22 protein-coding genes are annotated in these 19,418 nt (G+C 41.1%); 15 read left to right on the top strand and 7 right to left on the bottom strand.

The features are described 5' to 3' along the window. The first annotated feature begins 64 nt into the window (after nucleotides 1-64). The 8 genes from D6856_RS04915 to D6856_RS04885 all read left to right on the top strand — a co-directional run bounded on the left by D6856_RS04915 (nucleotide 65) and on the right by D6856_RS04885 (nucleotide 5,073). Entirely contained in the window at nucleotides 65-1,441 is a 1,377-nt protein-coding gene (locus D6856_RS04915) for a type II secretion system F family protein (RefSeq protein WP_207667266.1), read from the top strand. 29 nt (nucleotides 1,442-1,470) lie between these two features. Continuing rightward, nucleotides 1,471-1,620, top strand: a complete 150-nt coding sequence (locus D6856_RS15150; protein ID WP_158588835.1) for a hypothetical protein — start codon at nucleotides 1,471-1,473, stop codon at nucleotides 1,618-1,620. Nucleotides 1,621-1,751: 131 nt separating this feature from the next. Next, nucleotides 1,752-1,910 carry a hypothetical protein gene (locus D6856_RS15145; RefSeq protein ID WP_158588834.1) on the top strand — a complete coding sequence of 53 codons (159 nt, stop codon included), beginning with the start codon at nucleotides 1,752-1,754 and terminating at the stop codon, nucleotides 1,908-1,910. A 17-nt stretch (nucleotides 1,911-1,927) separates the two neighbouring features. Continuing rightward, nucleotides 1,928-2,242: a hypothetical protein gene (locus tag D6856_RS04905; RefSeq protein WP_120686010.1), complete on the top strand. Its 315-nt coding sequence runs from the start codon at nucleotides 1,928-1,930 to the stop codon at nucleotides 2,240-2,242. Nucleotides 2,243-2,358: 116 nt separating this feature from the next. Then, complete coding sequence (locus tag D6856_RS04900; RefSeq protein WP_120686009.1) at nucleotides 2,359-2,712, top strand: hypothetical protein; 354 nt, start codon at nucleotides 2,359-2,361, stop codon at nucleotides 2,710-2,712. Then, entirely contained in the window at nucleotides 2,709-3,065 is a 357-nt protein-coding gene (locus D6856_RS04895; RefSeq protein ID WP_120686008.1) for a TnpV protein, read from the top strand. The genes D6856_RS04900 and D6856_RS04895 overlap by 4 nt, the downstream gene beginning before the upstream one ends. A gap of 185 nt (nucleotides 3,066-3,250) precedes the next feature. After that, nucleotides 3,251-3,556, top strand: coding sequence for a hypothetical protein (locus D6856_RS04890; RefSeq protein WP_120686007.1), 306 nt, complete (start codon nucleotides 3,251-3,253; stop codon nucleotides 3,554-3,556). A 191-nt stretch (nucleotides 3,557-3,747) separates the two neighbouring features. Beyond that, nucleotides 3,748-5,073, top strand: a complete 1,326-nt coding sequence (locus D6856_RS04885) for a plasmid recombination protein (RefSeq protein ID WP_158588833.1) — start codon at nucleotides 3,748-3,750, stop codon at nucleotides 5,071-5,073. A 76-nt stretch (nucleotides 5,074-5,149) separates the two neighbouring features. On the opposite strand, the gene D6856_RS04880 is transcribed toward D6856_RS04885, so the two are convergent. After that, entirely contained in the window at nucleotides 5,150-5,416 is a 267-nt protein-coding gene (locus tag D6856_RS04880; protein WP_120686005.1) for a hypothetical protein, read from the bottom strand. A 181-nt stretch (nucleotides 5,417-5,597) separates the two neighbouring features. Between D6856_RS04880 and D6856_RS04875 the strand changes: the two genes are divergently transcribed. The 5 genes from D6856_RS04875 (at nucleotide 5,598) to D6856_RS04850 (ending at nucleotide 11,422) form a co-directional block, all read left to right on the top strand. Continuing rightward, the gene (locus tag D6856_RS04875; RefSeq protein WP_120686004.1) at nucleotides 5,598-5,927 is read left to right on the top strand and encodes a helix-turn-helix domain-containing protein; all 330 of its coding nucleotides are present in this window, start codon (nucleotides 5,598-5,600) and stop codon (nucleotides 5,925-5,927) included. 41 nt (nucleotides 5,928-5,968) lie between these two features. Continuing rightward, on the top strand, nucleotides 5,969-7,963 hold the full coding sequence (locus D6856_RS04870; RefSeq protein WP_120686003.1) for an N-6 DNA methylase: 1,995 nt from the start codon (nucleotides 5,969-5,971) through the stop codon (nucleotides 7,961-7,963). Further along, nucleotides 7,960-9,321, top strand: a complete 1,362-nt coding sequence (locus D6856_RS04865; protein WP_120686002.1) for a hypothetical protein — start codon at nucleotides 7,960-7,962, stop codon at nucleotides 9,319-9,321. The genes D6856_RS04870 and D6856_RS04865 overlap by 4 nt, the downstream gene beginning before the upstream one ends. 38 nt (nucleotides 9,322-9,359) lie before the next feature. Continuing rightward, nucleotides 9,360-10,214: a GIY-YIG nuclease family protein gene (locus tag D6856_RS04860; RefSeq protein ID WP_158588832.1), complete on the top strand. Its 855-nt coding sequence runs from the start codon at nucleotides 9,360-9,362 to the stop codon at nucleotides 10,212-10,214. Nucleotides 10,215-10,432: 218 nt separating this feature from the next. Next, nucleotides 10,433-11,422, top strand: a complete 990-nt coding sequence (locus tag D6856_RS04850) for an HNH endonuclease (RefSeq protein WP_120686000.1) — start codon at nucleotides 10,433-10,435, stop codon at nucleotides 11,420-11,422. Nucleotides 11,423-11,507: 85 nt separating this feature from the next. Here the strand turns inward: D6856_RS04850 and D6856_RS04845 are convergent, their stop codons facing one another. The 5 genes from D6856_RS04845 to D6856_RS04820 all read right to left on the bottom strand — a co-directional run bounded on the left by D6856_RS04845 (nucleotide 11,508) and on the right by D6856_RS04820 (nucleotide 16,744). Beyond that, nucleotides 11,508-12,386 carry a DUF6551 family protein gene (locus D6856_RS04845; protein WP_120685999.1) on the bottom strand — a complete coding sequence of 293 codons (879 nt, stop codon included), beginning with the start codon at nucleotides 12,384-12,386 and terminating at the stop codon, nucleotides 11,508-11,510. Then, nucleotides 12,379-13,326, bottom strand: a complete 948-nt coding sequence (locus tag D6856_RS04840; protein ID WP_120685998.1) for a hypothetical protein — start codon at nucleotides 13,324-13,326, stop codon at nucleotides 12,379-12,381. The genes D6856_RS04845 and D6856_RS04840 overlap by 8 nt, the downstream gene beginning before the upstream one ends. 309 nt (nucleotides 13,327-13,635) lie before the next feature. Further along, entirely contained in the window at nucleotides 13,636-14,400 is a 765-nt protein-coding gene (locus D6856_RS04830) for an integrase (RefSeq protein WP_199704121.1), read from the bottom strand. Nucleotides 14,401-14,402: 2 nt separating this feature from the next. Next, on the bottom strand, nucleotides 14,403-16,250 hold the full coding sequence (locus D6856_RS04825; protein ID WP_120685996.1) for a recombinase family protein: 1,848 nt from the start codon (nucleotides 16,248-16,250) through the stop codon (nucleotides 14,403-14,405). A gap of 149 nt (nucleotides 16,251-16,399) precedes the next feature. After that, complete coding sequence (locus tag D6856_RS04820) at nucleotides 16,400-16,744, bottom strand: helix-turn-helix domain-containing protein (RefSeq protein WP_158588830.1); 345 nt, start codon at nucleotides 16,742-16,744, stop codon at nucleotides 16,400-16,402. A gap of 133 nt (nucleotides 16,745-16,877) precedes the next feature. On the opposite strand from D6856_RS04820, the gene D6856_RS04815 reads away from it, so the two are divergent. Next, complete coding sequence (locus D6856_RS04815) at nucleotides 16,878-17,216, top strand: helix-turn-helix domain-containing protein (RefSeq protein WP_120685994.1); 339 nt, start codon at nucleotides 16,878-16,880, stop codon at nucleotides 17,214-17,216. 91 nt (nucleotides 17,217-17,307) lie between these two features. Here the strand turns inward: D6856_RS04815 and D6856_RS04810 are convergent, their stop codons facing one another. Continuing rightward, nucleotides 17,308-18,102, bottom strand: a complete 795-nt coding sequence (locus tag D6856_RS04810) for a helix-turn-helix domain-containing protein (protein WP_120685993.1) — start codon at nucleotides 18,100-18,102, stop codon at nucleotides 17,308-17,310. Between the two features lie 230 nt (nucleotides 18,103-18,332). Between D6856_RS04810 and D6856_RS04805 the strand changes: the two genes are divergently transcribed. Further along, nucleotides 18,333-19,418 carry a tyrosine-type recombinase/integrase gene (locus D6856_RS04805; protein WP_158588829.1) on the top strand — a complete coding sequence of 362 codons (1,086 nt, stop codon included), beginning with the start codon at nucleotides 18,333-18,335 and terminating at the stop codon, nucleotides 19,416-19,418.

Here is a 19,418-nt window from a genome sequence, read left to right as displayed (position 1 = left end):
GGCTATTCCCCTAGGAATATTCATACTTTGGTTTTTGTCAAAAGAGTATGAGTTGCCTTCGGGGATGGAAGAGACGGGGATAACCCGTGAAGTCTTGAAGATTTCTCTTTTTATTTTCAACAAACTCTTTAAAAACAGGATGTCTTTTGCCGGAGAAAAGGTACGCGGATACCTAAAGACGCTTAACGATAAGAGAGATATAGAAAGGGTTGAAACGGAATACTACATAAGAAAGATAAGCATAGTGATCCTAATGGCGCTTGCCGGAAGCTTTTTGTCGATTCTTATGTATGTAAGCCAAGGCTCTTCGGAGAAGCTTATAGAAGGAAAAGAACTCCGGAGAAACGAAGACGGTGACGGCGAATATACTGCGCACTTGATCGCAAGCGATGAATCAGGAAAAGAGCTCGGAAGATATGACGTTTCTGTAAAAGAGAGGGTTTATACAAAAGAGGAAACAGATGCACTATTTGAAAGTGCTTCTAAGGAAATGGAACGAGTGATCCTTTTGGATAATGAATCGCTTGATAGGGTGGAATCCGATCTTAAGCTTCCGGAAAAACTTGATGGCTATCCGTTTAGTATTTCGTGGAGCGTGGACAATTACGAACTGGTCCACTACGACGGAAGATTGGAAAAGGATCTGATCTCAAAGGAAGGGGAAATCGTATCGCTCACTGCGAAATATAAGTATGGCGATTACGATTATTCGCAGGTGTTGCATGCAAATCTTGTACCAAGACAGCTGTCTGCGAGCGAGCAGGTATATGAAAGTTTACGAAAGCTGATTAAGCAAAATGATGAACAGACAATAAATGAGGGAAGTTTTGAACTTCCAAAAGACATTCAGGGAAAGCATGTGAGCTGGAGTGAACATGTAGAAGACAACAGTTTGATGATACTCATCATTACGCTTATCGGCGGCGCTGCGTCGTATGTACTTAGAGACAAGGAGCTGAAAAGAGGGATCGAAAACCGGTCGATGCAAATGCTTAGTGATTATCCGCAGCTGGTTTCAAGATTGGCACTGTATCTTGGTGCAGGCATGACAATGAGGAATATTTTCGAAAGACTTGGGATTAATTATGCGAAAAAGCGAGAGAGGGGAGCGCCTTCCAGATACGTATATGAAGAAATATTGCGAACAGTAAGAGAAATGGGAGCGGGGGTACCGGAGGCAATCGCGTATGAGAACTTTGGGCTTCGCTGCCAGAACAGGGAATATACAAGATTAAGCGCGCTTTTATCCCAGAATCTTAGGAAGGGAAACAGTGAGATGCTGAAAATTCTTCAAGAGGAATCAAAAAAGGCTTTTGAGGAGAGAATGGACAGAGTCAGAAAACTTGGAGAAGAAGCCGGAACACGACTTCTTTTGCCTATGATCATGATGCTTGTAATCGTAATGGTCATTATTATGATCCCTGCATATCTGTCATTTTAAAGACTATTAAAAAGAAAGAAGGAAAAAGAATGAATAAATTAGCTGAAAAAACAAGAAATCTCGGAAGAGGAATCAAAAACGCCGTGAAAGGATTTTGGAACGATGAATCGGGAATGGGAACCGTAGAAGTTATTCTCATCATCGTTGAAATATTAACTCATAGATATATGTATATATAGTATTTACTGTCATATATCTATATGTCTGATTGTTTATTGGAAAGGGTAAATATATGAGTGATAGATGGATGAGGGATTGGTGGAGCTATGACTGGGATAAGGAGATAGATCGTTTGCAGAGGGGGGAACCCTTGGAACTGACCAGGGAGGAGTTTGAGAATTACCTCAGATGGTTATCGGTCTATGAGCCAGAGTTCTTCATGGAGTTCTGTGAAGGCTATATGGTCAGATGGTGTATGCAGCAACTGGGTTTTAAGTGGGCAAGCCGGTATGGCGGTAATAAGAGTTGAGGGAAGGAGGCGGGGATATGTTTACCCTTCAAGATAAAGAGATCATGACACTGCCGTATTTTATTACGATACGGGAAAGTAGTTCTATGTATGAGATACAGTCACGATGTACCGGTCATTTCTGGGCGATAGTTCCAATCGCCATGAACCGGAAGCAAACATATTATAAACTGCTCCATAAGTACCACGAAGAGGACAATTACCATGTTCAGATGGACTTCGCAAGTGTCCTTGATGCAGTACTGGATATCATAAATCATGATGACTATAAACTGCATCGCCGGAGCAGTTATTTTGAGGAGGTAGTAGCGCGGTTTTCCAAGACCGCGTAAATAGCCCCAGAATGACCTGAGAAGCCATTGCCGGGAAAGGAGGTGGAAATATATTACCGAGGCAAGGAAAAGGGAATATGGGGCAAATAGACACGAAATAAAGAAGGAGGATAAAAATGAATATGTATGGAGTATTAACAACACAGGAAGAACTGGCAGCTCACAATCTGGACGATTATGAAACATTTGATGAGGTCGGAGTATATCGCTGCCGGTTAGATTGCAGGTCATGGTATCAGAACGGTCGGATATATGGACTGGTATGTTACTTCACTGATCTGGACGAAGAGATCGGATGGCAGGGGTTCTGTTTTAGGCACAGGGTAGATGGAAAGGAGATCTATTGTCCTCAAGACGGTTCCGTAGATTTTGAGCGTGTTGAGGATGGAAGCCTGTGGGAAATAACTATTGGCAAGAACAAAAAGGGTAAATGCACTCTCACTAGCGCGAAGAGATTGGAGGCGGCATGATGGAACTTGAGTACATAAAAGCCGGGGATTATTATATCCCGAACCTGATAGCTAATCAGGAACCGCAGGTACACCTAAGCAAGTACGGATCGCTCCATAAAGCATTCCTTAAGAATCACAGATCCGGTGTTTATACCGGGCTTCTCTTAAATGGTGAGTTGATGGCGCACTGTTATGAGGTACAGGAAAGAGCTTTGGATATGATGGACAGGCTCACAGATCAGTTGGCAAAGAGCGAAGGTGTAACGGAACAACTGAAGGTGAGTGATCAGATGGGATGGGTAAGACGGATGAACAATATCCGAAGTCGGGCGGAGGAAATTGTTCTCCGAGAAGTAGTATATCAGTTATAAGTGAATCGCATACTATAAAGCGGTAATTGTTCCTTGAAAACAAAATATCATGATAATCATAAGCACCCTAAACGGTACAGATGTTCCGATGGTGCGGTTATATCATATTTTGTTTTGAGGAAAGACCAAGTGGACTTTCCTCTTTTTCTTTTTAACAATGCACACGGCGAAAGGAGGATAAACAAATGCCGAGAGCAGAAAAAAGCACGGAAGAATTAAAAAGGGATTATGAAAGAATGAAGGAGAAGTACGAAAAGGCAGTAGAAAAGGACAACCGTAAAATCGCGGATATAGTGCATAAGCACTATGGTGAGACGGTTGACCTTGAGAGGCTCGACGCGCACTTTGGCATGGTGGCAAGCTCTTATGCTACCACGCCTGTGTCGAGCAAGGACAGCCCCGCGCGTAGGGACCGTAATGGTACGAAAAAGGTGGCAACCGATGAGGAACATAAGGAACCGACGGACGGAACGGGCGAAAACGGTAATTGAGTTATCTGTGGTACGGGGAGTACCGGCATATAACGATAATTATCGTTTTGCGGGGCTGAAAGGCAGTCAAGCGCTCTATGCTTGGCTGCCTGGGGGTCTCGGGGCACAGCCCTGAGCAAGCTACCAAAATCTCATTTTGGTATAGCTTGCCTATACCAAAAGAGTTTTGGCTATGGAGAGGGAAAAAGACTATGGCAAATTATGCGAATTTCAAGCGAGGAGACTTTGGATTGTTTGCTCACTGCGAAAGAAAAAAGGATGAAAACGGGAAATATGTGACCTTCGGGAATGAGAGAATTGATTCGTCACGATCACACTTGAATTATAACCTTTGTACCGACAGCCGTTCCCAAACGGAGATCTTCGATGCACGGTTCAATGATCCAAATGTGAAATGTCAGAACCGACCAGATGTAAATGTGTATGGAAGTTGGTGCGTAACACTTCCGACACATGCCCCGACTTTTGATGAAGATGGGAATATGATAACCGAGGAAAAAGAAGTACATCATAAGGACGGAACCGTTACTACGGAGATTGTGCCAGTACTGAAAGAGGTCTTTTATGATGACGAGCAGACTAAGGAGTTTTTTCGATTATGCTATGAATTCTTAAAAAATCGGTACGGCGAGGAAAATGTTATATCCGCATATGTACATATGGATGAGACCACTCCGCATATGCACTTTTTATTTCTCCCGATTATTGAGGATACAAAGTGGAACGAAAAGCACCCAGACAAACCGCCAAGGAAGAAGATATGTGCCAAGCAGCTCATGAACAAAACCGAGCTGAATATGTTTCATCGTGTACTTCAAGAATACCTGGATGAGCATTCCGAAAAGGACTTATATCCGATGCTTAATGGAACCACGATAGGGGGAAACCGTACCATTGCGGAAATGAAAGCAGAGGAAGCTTTGGGGCAGGCCATCGAGGCAGCTCATCAAGCGAATGCCACAAGGAAGCAAGCCGAGGAAGATATTGCAAAAGCCGAAGCTGAAGCTTTTAAGGTACAAAAGGAAACAGGAGATTTTATCAATCTTCTATACCAACGCGAGGCAGATGCGGAGAAAGAGGTACTTAAAGAGTTCAACGCATGGGCGGAATCCGAGACAATTAAAGAGCGTCCGGCGGTACAGGAGATAAAGAATTCTCTGGCAGATCTCGGGGCAACGCCGGAACATATACAGCCACTCTCCCAGTTTGCAGATAGCCTGAATAATCCTATCACAAACAAAGCTGGTAAAACATTTGTTGAGGTTCCTTCCCCCAAAATCATGATACCATTGCTGAAAAAGGTGGTACAAAAGATGCTGGGTGCGTTCGAGTGGGCGCGTGGTGCCCAGGCGAAAGTAGCCCAGCGTGTTGAAGAAACGCGTACTTCTCTTAGGGCAAAGCTACCTCAAAAGAAACGCGAAGCTGATCTTCAGAACCAACAACGGTGGGCTGCAGAACGGCAAGCCCGTCAGGAACAGCAACTACCAGAGAAAAAGAAAAAAGAACAGTCTTTGTAGATATTATGAATCATATGGGCGGGTATCGCAGATTGAAGCGGTACCCGCCTGTTGTCGTTAGTGCCAGGGTGACAAATCACATAAAGTCATATGTTTTGCATATATACCCGAAGTAATTAGCAAATCTCTCACGGTCATCTGCATTATCGACAGCTTTTTCATATACATCGGCCAACTGTTTTTTATCGCTTGCGGTATATACTCCGGCTTGCTTCTTTTCGATGGCGTCCAAGAAAACATTTGTAAAGTCTGATACTGCTTTTATACCCTTTCGGGTGCTGGCCGCCTCGGTAGCAAGCTCTCTAACAATAACTTCTCTTGGTTTTAAGTCAAATGCTATCATGATACTTCCCTCCTGGTGATCATATTACACACATGTATCTATCATGATGGTAAGTATATTCATATTCAATCATCAGAGCAGAAAATGTCCTTTTTTTGCAGAATTCGGCTACAGTGTTCTATTGGTTGAAAAAAAGAATTAAGTATGTTAGTATGTAAACTAACATACAAAGGAGCTTGAAATGCAGAGGGAAAGTGAATTTGGCAAATACTTAAAACAGCTTATAAAACAGGCCGGCATGACCCAGACAGAGTTTTATACGCTTTGGGGAATAAAAAAACCGTACTTCTATGACATAATTAGTGGCCGTGTCAGTCCTCCCCCTTATCCGTTACAGTACAAAGCTATGGAAATATTACAAACGGATAAGAAAACCCAAGAAAGATTCTTTGACATAGCCGCAAAAGGAAGAAAGGAACTCCCCGCAGATATTGCGGAGGTGGTTTATGATAATCCAGTTATTCTTGGAAATATCAGAAAAAACTTAAAGGAACTTTCTGCCAGTAATTGATCATGTATCAATAAAAACCATAAAATACGAGGAGAAATAACATGGCTAAAAAGAGCATATCAACCGAAACAGCAAGCATCTTATCGGTACCGGAAGGTAAGATAATAGATTTTCTGACTAAGCAATTTTTTAATGATACTCCCGAGGAGTATGTCAGGCAAAATATAGAAAAAGCCCTTGTCAGACAGTATAAGTATCTTGTCGAAGATATGTTCCCCGAATTTTCAATTAAGGTTGGGTCAGCAAATAAAAGGGTTGACATTGTTGTCTTTGAACACGACAAGCCTCATAAACAGGAAAATGCTTATCTAATTGTTGAAACTAAAAAAGCGAATACGAATCCTCATGGAAAAAAAGACGGAATTGAACAGCTCAAATCATACATGGCAGCGTGCCTTAATGCAAAATTTGGGTTCTGGACGAATGGGGATGATAGATATTGCTTTGCCAAAAGGGAGAAAGATGGTAGCTTCTATTTCGAGGAAATACCAGAAATACCAGCTTATGACCAAGATGAAGATGATCTATATAGACCCGAAAGAAAAAACCTACAAATAGCAACAGCCGATAACTTGATGTTTGCATTTCGCAGATGTCATAACTATATAGCAGGAAATGCTGGGATGCATAAAACTGATGCATTCTGGGAACTGCTTAAAATTATATTTGCTAAAATTGAAGACGAAAGATCAAACAAATTGACTTTTTATGTAACACCTGAGGAATTAAAGAATTCATCTTCGGCATTGTCAACCAAAAAGAGGATAGATGGATTGTTTGAGAACAAGGTCGTGAAGAAATATCCTATGATTTTCAACTCTGACGAGACCCGAACAATAGAATTATCTCCCGAGGTATTAGCATATGTAGTATCACAATTACAGGGTTATTCTTTGTTGGCATCACCGGTAGATGTTAAGGGAATCGCATATGAAGAAATAGTCGGGTCTAATCTTAGAGGGGATAGAGGAGAATTCTTTACACCCAGAAATGCCTGCCGCATGGCAGTTGAGATGTTGCGTCCGCAACCCGGAGAAAAAGTAATTGATCCAGCGTGTGGAACGGGTGGATTTTTGATCACGGCCATGAACCATGCCCTAAAGGTGCTTCAGAAGAATGAATCAGAACTTTGGGCTAATAAATCTGCCCCGACACCATATGAGATAGAGGAATTGTATAGGAAACGAACAGAATATTTATCGACATGTGTATATGGATTAGATCTAAATCCTGCGTTAGTTCGTGCAGCAAAAATGAACATGGTTATGAATAACGATGGGTCTGGAGGTTTGTTTAGAGAAAATAGTCTTGCAAATCCACATACTTGGAGTACAGAGACCAATAAGAATGTTCAATTGGGAAGTTTTGATCTCGTGTTTACAAATCCACCTTTTGGAGCCAATATTCTGATAGATGATGTTAACATATTATCTCAATATGATTTGGCATGCACGTGGGATAAACAAGATGATGGGGCTTTTGTAATACGTAAAGATAAAGTTGGCGAGCCGGTTCTTCAATCAAGTCAGCCTCCCGAGATACTATTTATTGAAAGGTGTATAAAATTGCTTAAGCCCGGAACAGGAAGGATGGCAATGGTAATACCTAATGGTATTCTAAATAATCCTTCGCTCGAATATGTCAGATACTGGATTCTTCATAATGTCAGATTATTGGCGGTTGTTGATATGCAAAGGGATTTGTTCCAACCCGGTAATGATACACAAACATCTATGGTTTTGATGCGAAGGTTTTCAGAGGAAGAAGTCGCGCTATCATACGAGAACAAGATAGACTATCCTGTTTTTATGGCAGTCGCAGAAAAAATCGGACACGACAAACGTGGCGTAGCTATATATAAAAGAGATGCTGAAGGAAATGAAATTGTTTCCGAAAGTAGCAACCAAGAAGAATCAATTGATCCAGTTACCGGACAAACCGTTATATTCTCTTCTGATTCCAAGGAAAGAGTGATCGATGATGATACTGTAGATGTTCCCAAAGCGTACAAAAAATGGCAGGAGGAGCATTTATGAAAATTTCAACCGTCTTATTTCATGATATAAATGAGGTGCGAAGGTTAGATTCACCTTATTATTTGTCAGAGGGAAATGCGGCCTCTCGTATAATAGGAAATCTTGCTGCTCGCGGTATGAACTTTATCTCTATGTCAGATACTGAAAGAATAAATATCTGGCAACCGAATAGAAATACTATAGTTTATGCAGGTGAGGGAGAAGAATCATTACCCTATTTACAGCCATACGATATACTGGAATATATGCCGATAGCAAGATCATATTTGTCCTCACACCAAGAGGGAATCGATGAACTCAAAGTTATGGCAGGTACGATTCTTCAAACATGTTCAGGAAGAAACTTGGGACCATTAGTAATATCTGATGATTATTTGGAGAATTTCAGATTTGGGAGTGATTTAATCCGTATTACAGTAAATGATGAAACATTAAGATGTTATATTTACGCATTTTTCAATACATGGGTAGGTCAGGCTTTATTACATTCCAGCAAAACAGGTTCTGTAATTGATCATTTAAGCAGGAAAGATATTGAAAAAATACAAGTTCCTGAGCTTTCTCAAAAGGATTATCATGAAATATCTGAGAAAATCAAAGAATACTATAAACTTTCTTCTGAGGCAAGAAATATCATAGCGAAAATGTCAGCAGAGTTCAACGAAAAGATCGGTGTATCTTTAGATGCGAAACCGCTTCGAAATGGATGGGATGTTAGTGTTAAGAACCTGATGAAAGCTGGAAGAATAGATGCGGCTTATTATGATCCATATACTGCAAAGGCTTCTGAAAAACTTAGGAAGGCTGGCGGAGTAAAAATGTCAGAAAAGGCAAAGGTTCTGAAACCGAGTGGAAGGTATAAAACGAATTATGTTGATAAAAGCAATGGGGATCCACTTGTCTCTGGTAGACAATTGTTACAGCATGAAGTTGTCAATATGAAATACCTTCCGAAGACATCACATGATAAATACTCTGAATTTCGTTTATCGGAAAACTGGATTGCATATCCGGCAGATGGAAGAGTTGAAGGAAGACTTGGAACTCCTACCTTTATAGCAAAGAAGCGATCAGATTGGTTTGCAAGTGGACACATAGGCAGGATAGTAGCGAACGAAGAAGTGAATCCAGGGTATTTGTATTTAGCTATGCTTCACCCGGTAGTACAAGCTGAGGTTTACAGTTTGGCATGCGGCTCCGTGGTAGATGCGGTATATCCAGAAGATGTTGAAAAAATAATAATTCCACCGGAGATAGATTTTGAGTATGATAAGGTAATAGAGGCATGGGGTAAATTTGATAAAGCAGACAATTTGAAGGAATCAGCATGTAGACAGTTTGAAGATAAAATATGTTGATCTGATCAGGATTAAAACCATTATACATGGAGAGAGTTATGGCATACGGAAAATCAGTAAATCTGTTTTTGGTAAATGGCAAAGCAGATAGTCTTGTGATAGCGGAACTTAAGAATTGGGACGCAAAGGCTATCCGCATCCCCCGGATAGAGGTTCCAAGTTGTGATCGAGCAGAGCTTCAGCAGCAGGGAGTCTATTTCTTGATCTGCTTCGATCCCAACACCGGCGATAGGTCTGTCTATATAGGTGAGGCGGATAATGTAAAAAGCCGTCTGATACAGCATATCCAAGCCTATAAGGCGGATAAGGAAGATTACTATTGGAATTCGGCTATCTGCTTTACGGCACCTTCTCTTAACAAGACCTTCGTAAGATACATCGAGAATAAATGCTTTGATATAGCCAAGCGGGTAAACCGCTATGGTGTTCTGACTCAACAGACATATTCGAACACAATAATATCCGAAGCTGACCAAGCTGCTATGGACGAGTTCATCGACAATATGCAGATTGTCCTCGGTGCACTCGGATGTGAGGCACTTGAGCCACTGAATGCGGCTTCGGCTGATGGCAAGAGCGACGCTGATCGACGCTTCACTTTGACTATGGGTGGAGTAAAGGCTGTGGGCGAAGCTACGGCTGACGGATTTGTGGTGTTCAAGGGCGCGACCATCAATCCGAAGACAAATACCAAATCCTTAAATAAGAATGCGGCGGTCAGGCGTGATGCTATGATAGCAAGCGACAAGGTGGATAATAACACGACAACCGAGGATATCCTGTTTACAAGTCCCTCGGCTGCTGCGGACTTCCTCGTTGGATATTCGGTAAGCGGTCCCGCGAACTGGAAGGATAAGAAGGGGACGGCATTAAAGGATAGGACGGATATATAAATGTTCAAGGCAGGGGATACAGCCTATATAGTTGAATCGAATAGATTTATCCGGAAGTGATGATAAAAAGCTGTGCGCGGGGCATGTATCTCATCAAGTTTGAAGATGGTGGTGGTATCAAGGTAAAGGAACACAGGCTGTTTACCACTAAGGAGGATGCCGAGGCAAGCATACCGAAACAGCCGAAGAAGCCGAAATCGCCATATGATTATATGTAGGTGTTAAGCGTGGCAAACTTTCCAAAGATAAAAAAAATATATTCCATAAGTATTGAGGATGACCTGCAATTTCAGTATATCGTTGAAGTCATCAATGGGTGCTTTGGAAGGAACTACACGAGCATTTTCAGCTGTATGAATATGACTTTTTGCCATATCGACGATGATCATATGGTCTGGTTTCCAAAGATGGCATCTGTGAAAAACGGCAAGACTAAGGCTCCCGCCAGATCAAAGGGCTGGGTTAACTATCTGATAGATGACGGACGCACATTTATAGAAGAAAAAGCTGATGACACCAGATCGGGAGCAGCTGATGGAGATGGTGGGCTTCCGAGATATACTTTTGGCTGGTATGCCGATAAGGGATATGTTTTTCTTGGAGTATTCCAAGCAGATGCTTCAAAATGCCGCACAGGGCATTTTGAATTTACACGGGTAGCTGATAGCATCGATCTTCGTGGCTATCATGCAGGAGAGAGCAGGATAATACTTCCGTCCCCGAGTATCATTCATTTGAACGAATCCGCTGATGATATTTTTGTCGGAAGCTTCAGACACAGCAGCTTGTCGGAGGCAGATAGTGGGTTCGAGTATGAAGGAAAACCTCGGGTTATCAAGGAAGCCGTGGTTAAAGACGGCATAAAGGTATATCCAAGGGATAGGCAGGTGGCAATAAATGCCCTTGCTCATGCTCGGTACAAATGTGAGATAGATAACGACCATCCGACCTTTATAAGAAAGAATTCTGATAAGACTTACACGGAGCCTCATCATCTGATACCGTTGGCTTTTCAGGATCAGTTTGATGTGTCGCTGGATATTGAAGAGAATATCGTGTCTCTCTGTAGCACTTGCCACAATGAGATTCACTATGGCAAGGATGCAGATGCACTGATACGGATATTGTTTTCAGAAAGGATTGATGTATTACGGAGGGCAGGTATAGACATTAGCCTTGATGACCTACTTGCAATGTACGGTTATTAAATAATAACGACTCCGTTAAGGTTATGATTCGTGCTTACGACGTTGGAAATAGTGTTCATGTATTTCTCCGTGAAATCACTAAGCTTTATACTGACGCTTCGTCAGCAGATTCAGGGATATCATTTGTTTTCTCTGTCAGTGAGATTTCTTCTTTATCATTCTTTTTCGATTTGTGAGTGTATAGCTTCTCCATTGGCAGAGCGGAGTGATTCTTTTTGTTGTAAATAATTACAATTGCTTCGGCAAATCCAAGAGAGCCTGCCCGACGATCCTTGGCGGTTCTTGCTAATTCTTTAATGGATACTCGACCTATCCGTTCTACGAAAAGATTATCTTTAAGTGTATCCCCGTAAGCGTTTATAACTCGAGCAACACCGTTTAGCATATTAGCGCTAAAAGACTGGGGAACTCCTTCCCAGGTTCCGACACATAATCTAAGGACGCGATCTAGGCAGCTTAATCCAAATTTATCATAAATGTTTTCAAGCGTTGCTACTGCACATATTCCGCCGGGGGATGCAGATGATGTTATTTCGAGATTATATGATTCTACTAGCTCTTTTATGATTAGTTGTTTATCACTCCCGGCTTCAATATTAGCCATAAAAACCTCATACGGAAGCAATGGCTTAGTGTATTTCATCTGATTGGCAAAAATGTCCGCCTCGCGGGTGTATATAAGATCATCATAAACCATGCACCAAACGGGTGTTTCTCGCGATCCGGAAACAAGCGCAATGATTTCTATGGTATGCTGGCCATTAAAAACGTAATTTATTCCATCTCGGCGACTTACTTTTACTGGGTTGATTTGGTATAAATCAAAATGAGCGGCTGCTTTCTGAACATGCCTTTGAGACAAATTCCGTTGATAATCTTGATTGGAAACAAGATTCTTTATGGGAATAAGTTCATAGTGTACGTTCGGAACATACTGACTCATATCCTCGTCTTTTTTACTCATGGAAAGCCTCCTGTGTATAATAGTATAAATAATCAGCAGCTTTAGATAATTCTCGAAGCTGCTCTCTGAGCTTATGTTTAGCCGGAATAGTTGCCGCAGAGAAGTCAGCATTTTTGACTGTTCGCTCTATACTTTTTATCCATGACGGGATAGTAAGTGTTAAACTCGACAATTCCGCATCAGGATCATATTTTGGCATTTGCTTAATGGGGGCAGTGGTTTGTTTCTTTTTCCGGCTTGTTGGTAAGGTTGGATGAACCCTATTCCACTGTAATTCATGCCATATTTCAGAATGGGAAATATGATCTCTATTCTTATCAGCAAAGCATTCACGGAGTATTCTCATATCATCGCCGGCCAGTTGTGATATCTCTACAGCGCTTTCATGGGATATTCTTACTTCTCCAGAGATAATTCTTTCAAATATAGTGGTTTCTCGCGACCGGATGCTATCCAGTGCGGATGCGTATTGGCTATATTTTAGAACTGTTCCATAAGATAGATTAAGTGGCTTTCCAATAGCAGCAGCAATATCATATCGTCTGTTGGACAACCTGGGGTGATCGTTCTCAATACTGGTTGGGAGATCGGATTTTTTTGCAGATGATAAACGAAACAAAAACTTCTTTCCGATGTAGTACTTCCTTCGTTCTTCCGAAAGGTCTTTTCGGAGGAGCATCTGATCACATACCCATTCCATGGCATCAAATCGATTGGTCAATGAAATGGAATGAACCGGGAAAGGAATATCATGCGCTTTGCATATCTTATATCTTTTATATCCATCTATAAGTGTCCCGTGCCATATTATTAAAGGGTGGGATATTCCGCTCTTAAGAATGCTATTCTCGAGGTTTTTTGTATATTTCTCAGATGCTGGAATATGAAGTGCTTCAAATTCCGGATCTGGTATGCAATTGTATTCTTGCTTTAGGTACATGGTACTGCTTCCTCTATCTCTGCTTCATCGTTTATTATCTCGGCACTGCTTAAATCAAAGAATATGCGATCTTTTTTCTTATTTATTTCTCCGAAGATCCTGTATGTATTATTGGTGGTGGAAAGCTCGTTAGTAATCAGGGATTCCAGTTTTCCTATGAGTCTTTTACTATAAAACTCGCAGCATTGTCTTTTGTCGGTCAATGTAGTCCAATATATCTTTTGAGGAGAGATATCATCTTCTGTTCCGCCAGTTATTGCGAGAGTTTTCTTTTCTGGCTTAACAAAGAATTGTATATATTCCGGATCATCAAGTAGATGTAGGGTTTGTTTGTATATTCTGATTCGTCGTTTCTTCAGGTCGATTGTCAGTATTGGCTTGTAATCCTGTTCCGAGGATTGTGAGCTGTTCATATTCTTGCACCTCGCGTTCTTGATTGATTGTAGCTATAATTTCTTCTTTGCTTGTTCCGGTCGGATCTTTTTCTAATCCAAAAACAGTTTTATCGTCGAATATATTTAGCATTAGTTGACCATCATGCTCTGTAATAGGGATTCCAAACTGATCTTGCCAGTCCGCGGGATAACGCGTATTTTTGGCGGATTTCACTTTGCCGTTTTCATCCACGGTACGTACCGTTACCTGCGGTGAATTAAGATCAAACACGAAAAATAGCTGATCCTTTTTCCTGATAAGTTTTCCAAGGAGCTTATATCTGTCTTTAGGATTCCATTTCATCAGAGTGAATACCTTTGCAAAGAAGATTTTGCATGTTATTTGCTTGGGATTACGTTTCTCTGTGGCAGAACACCATCGGAATGAATCCTTTTCTGACTCGTCACAGGGGTGGACCGCAAGTTTCTTTACTTCAGGATTGACAAGAATCTGCACATAATCAAATTCGCATAATTTCCGTATACAAGCCTTGTTTACATACACTTTACAGTCTGCAAATGTTATTGACGGCTCATAGATATGGGCAAAAAATTCCCCACGAACAACTTGAAATCCATCCAAGCTAAAATCGTCATCCTCTATTATTTCAATATCCCCGGTGTAACGCTCATCGCTCATTTTTATATATCCTCCTTTGAGTTGATTTCATTCAAAACATTTTCGATTTGTGTGGCTATAATCTGAGGATCTGGCACCTCAATATCGGGATTGGGGTTATATGCCACAGAATCGGATGAAATAATAATAGGATTTGCCCGGTGTTGCATGGATAAATCATAAAGGTATTGGTGGGTATAATAGTCAACTCCAAATTCGTCTTTATAAGGGTCACAATCCATGTATGTTCCTTTGGGAAAGGTTGAGTTTTCTTCACTGGCATCCTTTTGTCCGGAATCCTTAGTAACATATTTTTCTGAGTCTTCTGAACAGAAGAATAATATGTTTGTCTCCTCACAACTAATACTTGACCCATGAATGCGAAATCTATGATCAAGATCCCATCCCATTAGTGCGAATATACACGGGGCAATAGCGGATATGGTAATATTGCGGGGGATATTAACACCATCTTTCTTTCGCACCCAGCTAAAGGAGAGGCGATTGTCAGAGGATGTCGGACGGATTGCTATTTTTCGCTTGATCGGATGAATGAGAATTTCAACATTTTCAGTGCTTATTTTTCGTAGGCACGAGGATGAAAACTTCATCTTGGTTGGCGAAATGGTAATAGTAAGCCTGTTTGCCACGCTAAAATACCTCGCGGGGACTATTTGAAATCCTCGTAGATCCAAATCTCCTTCTTCGACAGTAATAGTGGGTTCTTCATCTTCTGGAATGCTTTCGGGAGCTATGCTTTCGCAAGCAGCTAAATAGTCTTTTGGCTTAAATCCTGACCACCGAGGATTGATTGTTACATATCCCGCTAACATACCATCCGGGACAACATGTAGTTCCGGTAAGATGTTTGTGTTTCCGCTCGTCGAATTCTGAATAAGGTGTTGAACATATATAAAATCCTTACGGGAGATAATGGGATCATGATGTTCCGGTTGGAAGTATTGGTTTCGGTCCTTGCGGTTTTTCTTTGACTTATGATCCAGATAGTTAGGGGTAAAGGTCTTTCTTGCAAGAACCGAACCGCAATGACGTTCATTGGTAAGTTGCGCCATAACCGTACTTCCAGACCATGTTGTATTTCCTCTTTTGGTTTTTCGTTCAAGTTTTGTGAGCGTGTCAGCTATCTGCTGGCACGTGTATCCATAGATATACATAAAGAATATGAGACGGACGGTTTTTGCCTCGTCTTCGTTTATAACAAGATCTCCGTTCTCATCCTGGTCATACCCTAAGAGAGCCGGAGTAAGGAATATCCCGCGTCGGAATCGCATTTCGATAGAAGCATTCATTATTTCACTTTTGGTATGGCTTTCTTCCTGAGCCATAGTAGAAACGATGGCAAGAGACATTTCGCTCTCGCTCTTAAAGGTATTTATGTTTTCGGTTTCAAAGAATACTCCAACGGGTGGTGTCATAGCGGAGAGTTTACGGACAAATCCAACACCGTCAAGCAGATTTCGCGCGAATCTTGACACACTTTTTGTAACAATCAGGTCGATTCGTCCTGCTTCACAATCATTGATCATGCGGACAAAATTATCCCTATGCTGCAGGGAAGTCCCTGAGATACCTTCATCCGCATAAATATCCACAAGTTCCCAGTTGGGATTAGCATTTACAAGGTCGGTATAGTGATTCTTCTGTAGTTCATATGAAGATGTCTGGTTGGGATCGTCGGTGGAAACACGGGCATATACTGCAACGCGTAGAGTTCTTTCATGATCAAATATGTCCGGCTTGGGAACGGCCGGAATGACGGAAAGCTGATCATCGCCAATGCCTTTATATCTTTGCCGGATCTTTTCTTTCCTCTCCTCCGCAGAGGAGAGCTTCTGCTCTGTCTCGTTCATAACCAATATCCTTGTTGTAAATTACGTTTAATAGCGTGGGAACCTAATAAATGCACAGAGTTATTCTATTATGATCAGAAATGATAATGAAGAAGCCGTAGGTTAAAATCCATTAACCTACGGCCTTATTTTGAATATTTTATTATGATTTACTGCTTTGCTTCCCTGAGAGTGGCTTTCATATTGCGCAGCATTTTTATAAGGGCTTGTGCTTCTGATACGGAGCAATCCGATAGTATCTCTCCGATTTCGCCGGATTGTAGATTTGCTACAGATGGGATATTTGTCCGAAGTAGCCAATCCGCTGATACTTGGAGTGCCTCTGTAATTCGCATGAATATATCGAGACTAATATTCTTTTTTCCATTTTCGATATCGCTCATATGAGATGGCGAGATATTGATTATTTCTGCCAAGGCATCCTGACTTAGATGCTTGGATTTACGTACCTCGCGTATTCTTGAGCCTATATCCTTAAACTTATTCTTATCCAATTGAACCACCACTACGCCTATAGACGATATTTATTAGGATTGTATCGTTGAAAGGCGATAATATGAATAAGCTGTAGTCGAAGTTATCGCCTATAGACGATGAAATTCAAAAATTTTTTATAGGAGGTAGCGTATGACTATTGATTTCTTTAAGATCGGAGAACGGGTTCGGGAGAACCGGAAAGCAGAGGGGCACACACAAGCCCAACTGGCAGAAGCCGTAAATCTATCTACGGAGTATATCTGTGAGATTGAGACGGGCCGGAAAAATGCCAGCTTGACCGCTTTGGCTCGTATTTCAGATGTCTTGAATGTCACCATTGATGAATTACTGTTTGGAGGCTGCTCTGAAGACACATCCATACGTGCAATGACGGTGGTTATGAAAGATTGTACAGAGTATGAGAGGAAGGTGCTTTGTGATAATATGAAGAGCCTTAAGCTCATATTGCGAGATAACAGTAAGATGTAAAATAGTATATTGATAGACTACAGCACAAAAGGCAGACCGTTACTGGTCTGCCTTTTGCTATGAAAGAATGGAAAAATAATTGATGAAAGATTCATATTAGCGTTGGTATATCAGAGCTTGCTTCTAAATAGGATTTTATAGGTTCTTCTTTTATTACGGTTAGTTCGTCTGTATCAATCAAGATAACCGAAGCGTATAAAGCCAGTACAGGAAGAGAAGCATTCTTAAATTTTTCGTATATGTTTTCATAAGTGGTTATAAAAGATATTTTTTCTCGTGCTTTTCCCATAGCAAAAAGTAAAGCGTTTGCATACTGGTTAATGCGTAGTAAAGAGATGGGGGAGTTAATCGGAAGATCAACGTCCTTTGTTTCGAGATAAATAAAGCCCCACTCTGTTATAGGTTCATCATATAGTGTAACACGAAAATCAAGCCGATTATCTTCGGTAGGTTTACCGCTCCATTTATATCCCTTAGAAGCTAATGCATTTGAAATAGTGCCGGTAACGGCATTAAGCCTGGCATCAATGAAATCATATTGTTCGTCCATAGCATCGAGATCGTGTTTATATATTTTTCGAACGACAGGCTTTGCACCCGGGATCTTAAATTCCATACTAATGATGTGCTTTTGCGGGTCATAACCGGAAGTCGATAAAAGATCCTCATATGATACGCGTCCCCCAGAGGCATAACAAATCTTCTGTAAGGTTGCGGGTGTGAGCGGTCTATCCATTTTCTCTCCAAGGTAGCAGTTAAGATAAGACTTGCTCATACCTATATCATCAGCAAATTGCTTTTGCTGGCGTTCTCCCTGTGCTGTTCTCAAAAGCTGACTGAAAGCAGCTTTGTTAAATTCATGATCTAAAGGCACTGCTCTACTCATAATATACCTCCGATTTCAATAATTGGTTTTAATTTAGCACATATTTGAAACTCGTTCAAGATATAAATGAAATAAAAGTTTAAATATCGATTTCAAAGTTTCAATTATATGTTGACAAGTTTCATTTAAGAATGTAAAATGAAACTCAAAACACATGATATACACTTAATTGAAACTATAGATTTCATTTTGAAACTTTTATGATGAGTAGATATTTAGTTGAAAGTCAAATGAATAAAGGGAAAGAGGTATTTTGGATATCCAACGCGGATACACTTATGTTGGAACCACTTCCCTCCAAATACTTAAAGCATAAGTCCAATGAGCATTTATCTCCAAATACTGTAAAGGCCATTGCGTATGCAATTTCATATTATCTGATGTATTTGGACGAGGAGAATCTGACGGTATCAGAAATGTTTGAAATGCCCTATTCTATTCAGTTTGAGCATTTTTCAGATTATCTGGAATGGCTTAAGAGCGGCAGACATTGCGACCGAGCGCAGCTCCCAAATAACAACACTTGTAATACTTACCTTGCTGTGGTGTTTCGTTATCTGCAGTTTCTTCAGATGGATCAGGCGGGTAATGGAGATCTTAAGGTACTTACGGAGAAAGAAGCATCATATGTCAATGATGTGGGTGTCAGGTTTAAGCGTATGGTTATGCACTTCAATGGATATCTCCCACCCAATGAACACAGGAGTCGGGAAATCGTTGGGGACAATCTTGCCATATTGCTTGATGCCTGTGCGTGCTTAAGAGATAAGGTTCTTTTAATGCTTTTGGCGGAAACCGGCATGAGGATCGGGGAGCTGTTGGGCGTAAATTATGTTCGTGACATTGATTATGAGAAACGGATAATACGCGTTGAAATGCGTGAGGACAATCAAAACCATGCAAGAGCAAAGAACGCCGAATATAGGGATACCTATTTTAGCAAAGAGACTTTGGAGATATTGCAATCTTATCTGTCGGAAAACGCCGAGCTGTTAAGCCGGACAGAGTATCTGTTTATTGTGCTGCATGGAAGAACAGCCGGCAATGCCATGAGCGTTAATGCGGTTTATTCTGTGTTGAAGTTATTGGAGAAGAATACCGGGATTAAAACCACTCCTCATATGTTACGCCACTATTTTGCTAACGAACGTAGGAAAGCCGGGTGGGCTATGCTTGAAATCAGCACAGCTTTAGGGCATAGAAGTATCCGAACCACCGAGGAATACTTAAGCGTGGCTGAGGAAGAACTGGAAGCTGCTGCGGAGAAATACTACGAGGAGAATGAGGCATTATACGATATTAGGAAACTGCTTTAA

The sequence above is a fragment of the Butyrivibrio sp. XB500-5 genome (assembly GCF_003625505.1).
Taxonomy (GTDB): Bacteria; Bacillota; Clostridia; order Lachnospirales; family Lachnospiraceae; genus Butyrivibrio.
The sequence above is the reverse complement of the archived record's forward strand: the minus strand, read 5'-3'. Positions and strand labels throughout refer to the sequence as shown.

Excerpts from the sequence above, each read along its gene's own strand:
- D6856_RS04845 (WP_120685999.1), bottom strand. The coding sequence starts at position 12,386 with ATGAGTAAAAAAGACGAGGATATGAGTCAGTATGTTCCGAACGTACAC.
- D6856_RS04840 (WP_120685998.1), bottom strand. The coding sequence starts at position 13,326 with ATGTACCTAAAGCAAGAATACAATTGCATACCAGATCCGGAATTTGAA.
- D6856_RS04915 (WP_207667266.1), top strand. The coding sequence starts at position 65 with ATGGAAGAGACGGGGATAACCCGTGAAGTCTTGAAGATTTCTCTTTTT.
- D6856_RS04885 (WP_158588833.1), top strand. The coding sequence starts at position 3,748 with ATGGCAAATTATGCGAATTTCAAGCGAGGAGACTTTGGATTGTTTGCT.
- D6856_RS04905 (WP_120686010.1), top strand. The coding sequence starts at position 1,928 with ATGTTTACCCTTCAAGATAAAGAGATCATGACACTGCCGTATTTTATT.
- D6856_RS04890 (WP_120686007.1), top strand. The coding sequence starts at position 3,251 with ATGCCGAGAGCAGAAAAAAGCACGGAAGAATTAAAAAGGGATTATGAA.
- D6856_RS04825 (WP_120685996.1), bottom strand. The coding sequence starts at position 16,250 with ATGAACGAGACAGAGCAGAAGCTCTCCTCTGCGGAGGAGAGGAAAGAA.
- D6856_RS04865 (WP_120686002.1), top strand. The coding sequence starts at position 7,960 with ATGAAAATTTCAACCGTCTTATTTCATGATATAAATGAGGTGCGAAGG.
- D6856_RS04810 (WP_120685993.1), bottom strand. The coding sequence starts at position 18,102 with ATGAGTAGAGCAGTGCCTTTAGATCATGAATTTAACAAAGCTGCTTTC.
- D6856_RS04895 (WP_120686008.1), top strand. The coding sequence starts at position 2,709 with ATGATGGAACTTGAGTACATAAAAGCCGGGGATTATTATATCCCGAAC.
- D6856_RS04900 (WP_120686009.1), top strand. The coding sequence starts at position 2,359 with ATGAATATGTATGGAGTATTAACAACACAGGAAGAACTGGCAGCTCAC.
- D6856_RS04805 (WP_158588829.1), top strand. The coding sequence starts at position 18,333 with ATGAATAAAGGGAAAGAGGTATTTTGGATATCCAACGCGGATACACTT.
- D6856_RS04880 (WP_120686005.1), bottom strand. The coding sequence starts at position 5,416 with ATGATAGCATTTGACTTAAAACCAAGAGAAGTTATTGTTAGAGAGCTT.
- D6856_RS04875 (WP_120686004.1), top strand. The coding sequence starts at position 5,598 with ATGCAGAGGGAAAGTGAATTTGGCAAATACTTAAAACAGCTTATAAAA.
- D6856_RS04815 (WP_120685994.1), top strand. The coding sequence starts at position 16,878 with ATGACTATTGATTTCTTTAAGATCGGAGAACGGGTTCGGGAGAACCGG.
- D6856_RS04870 (WP_120686003.1), top strand. The coding sequence starts at position 5,969 with ATGGCTAAAAAGAGCATATCAACCGAAACAGCAAGCATCTTATCGGTA.
- D6856_RS04830 (WP_199704121.1), bottom strand. The coding sequence starts at position 14,400 with ATGAGCGATGAGCGTTACACCGGGGATATTGAAATAATAGAGGATGAC.
- D6856_RS15150 (WP_158588835.1), top strand. The coding sequence starts at position 1,471 with ATGAATAAATTAGCTGAAAAAACAAGAAATCTCGGAAGAGGAATCAAA.
- D6856_RS04860 (WP_158588832.1), top strand. The coding sequence starts at position 9,360 with ATGGCATACGGAAAATCAGTAAATCTGTTTTTGGTAAATGGCAAAGCA.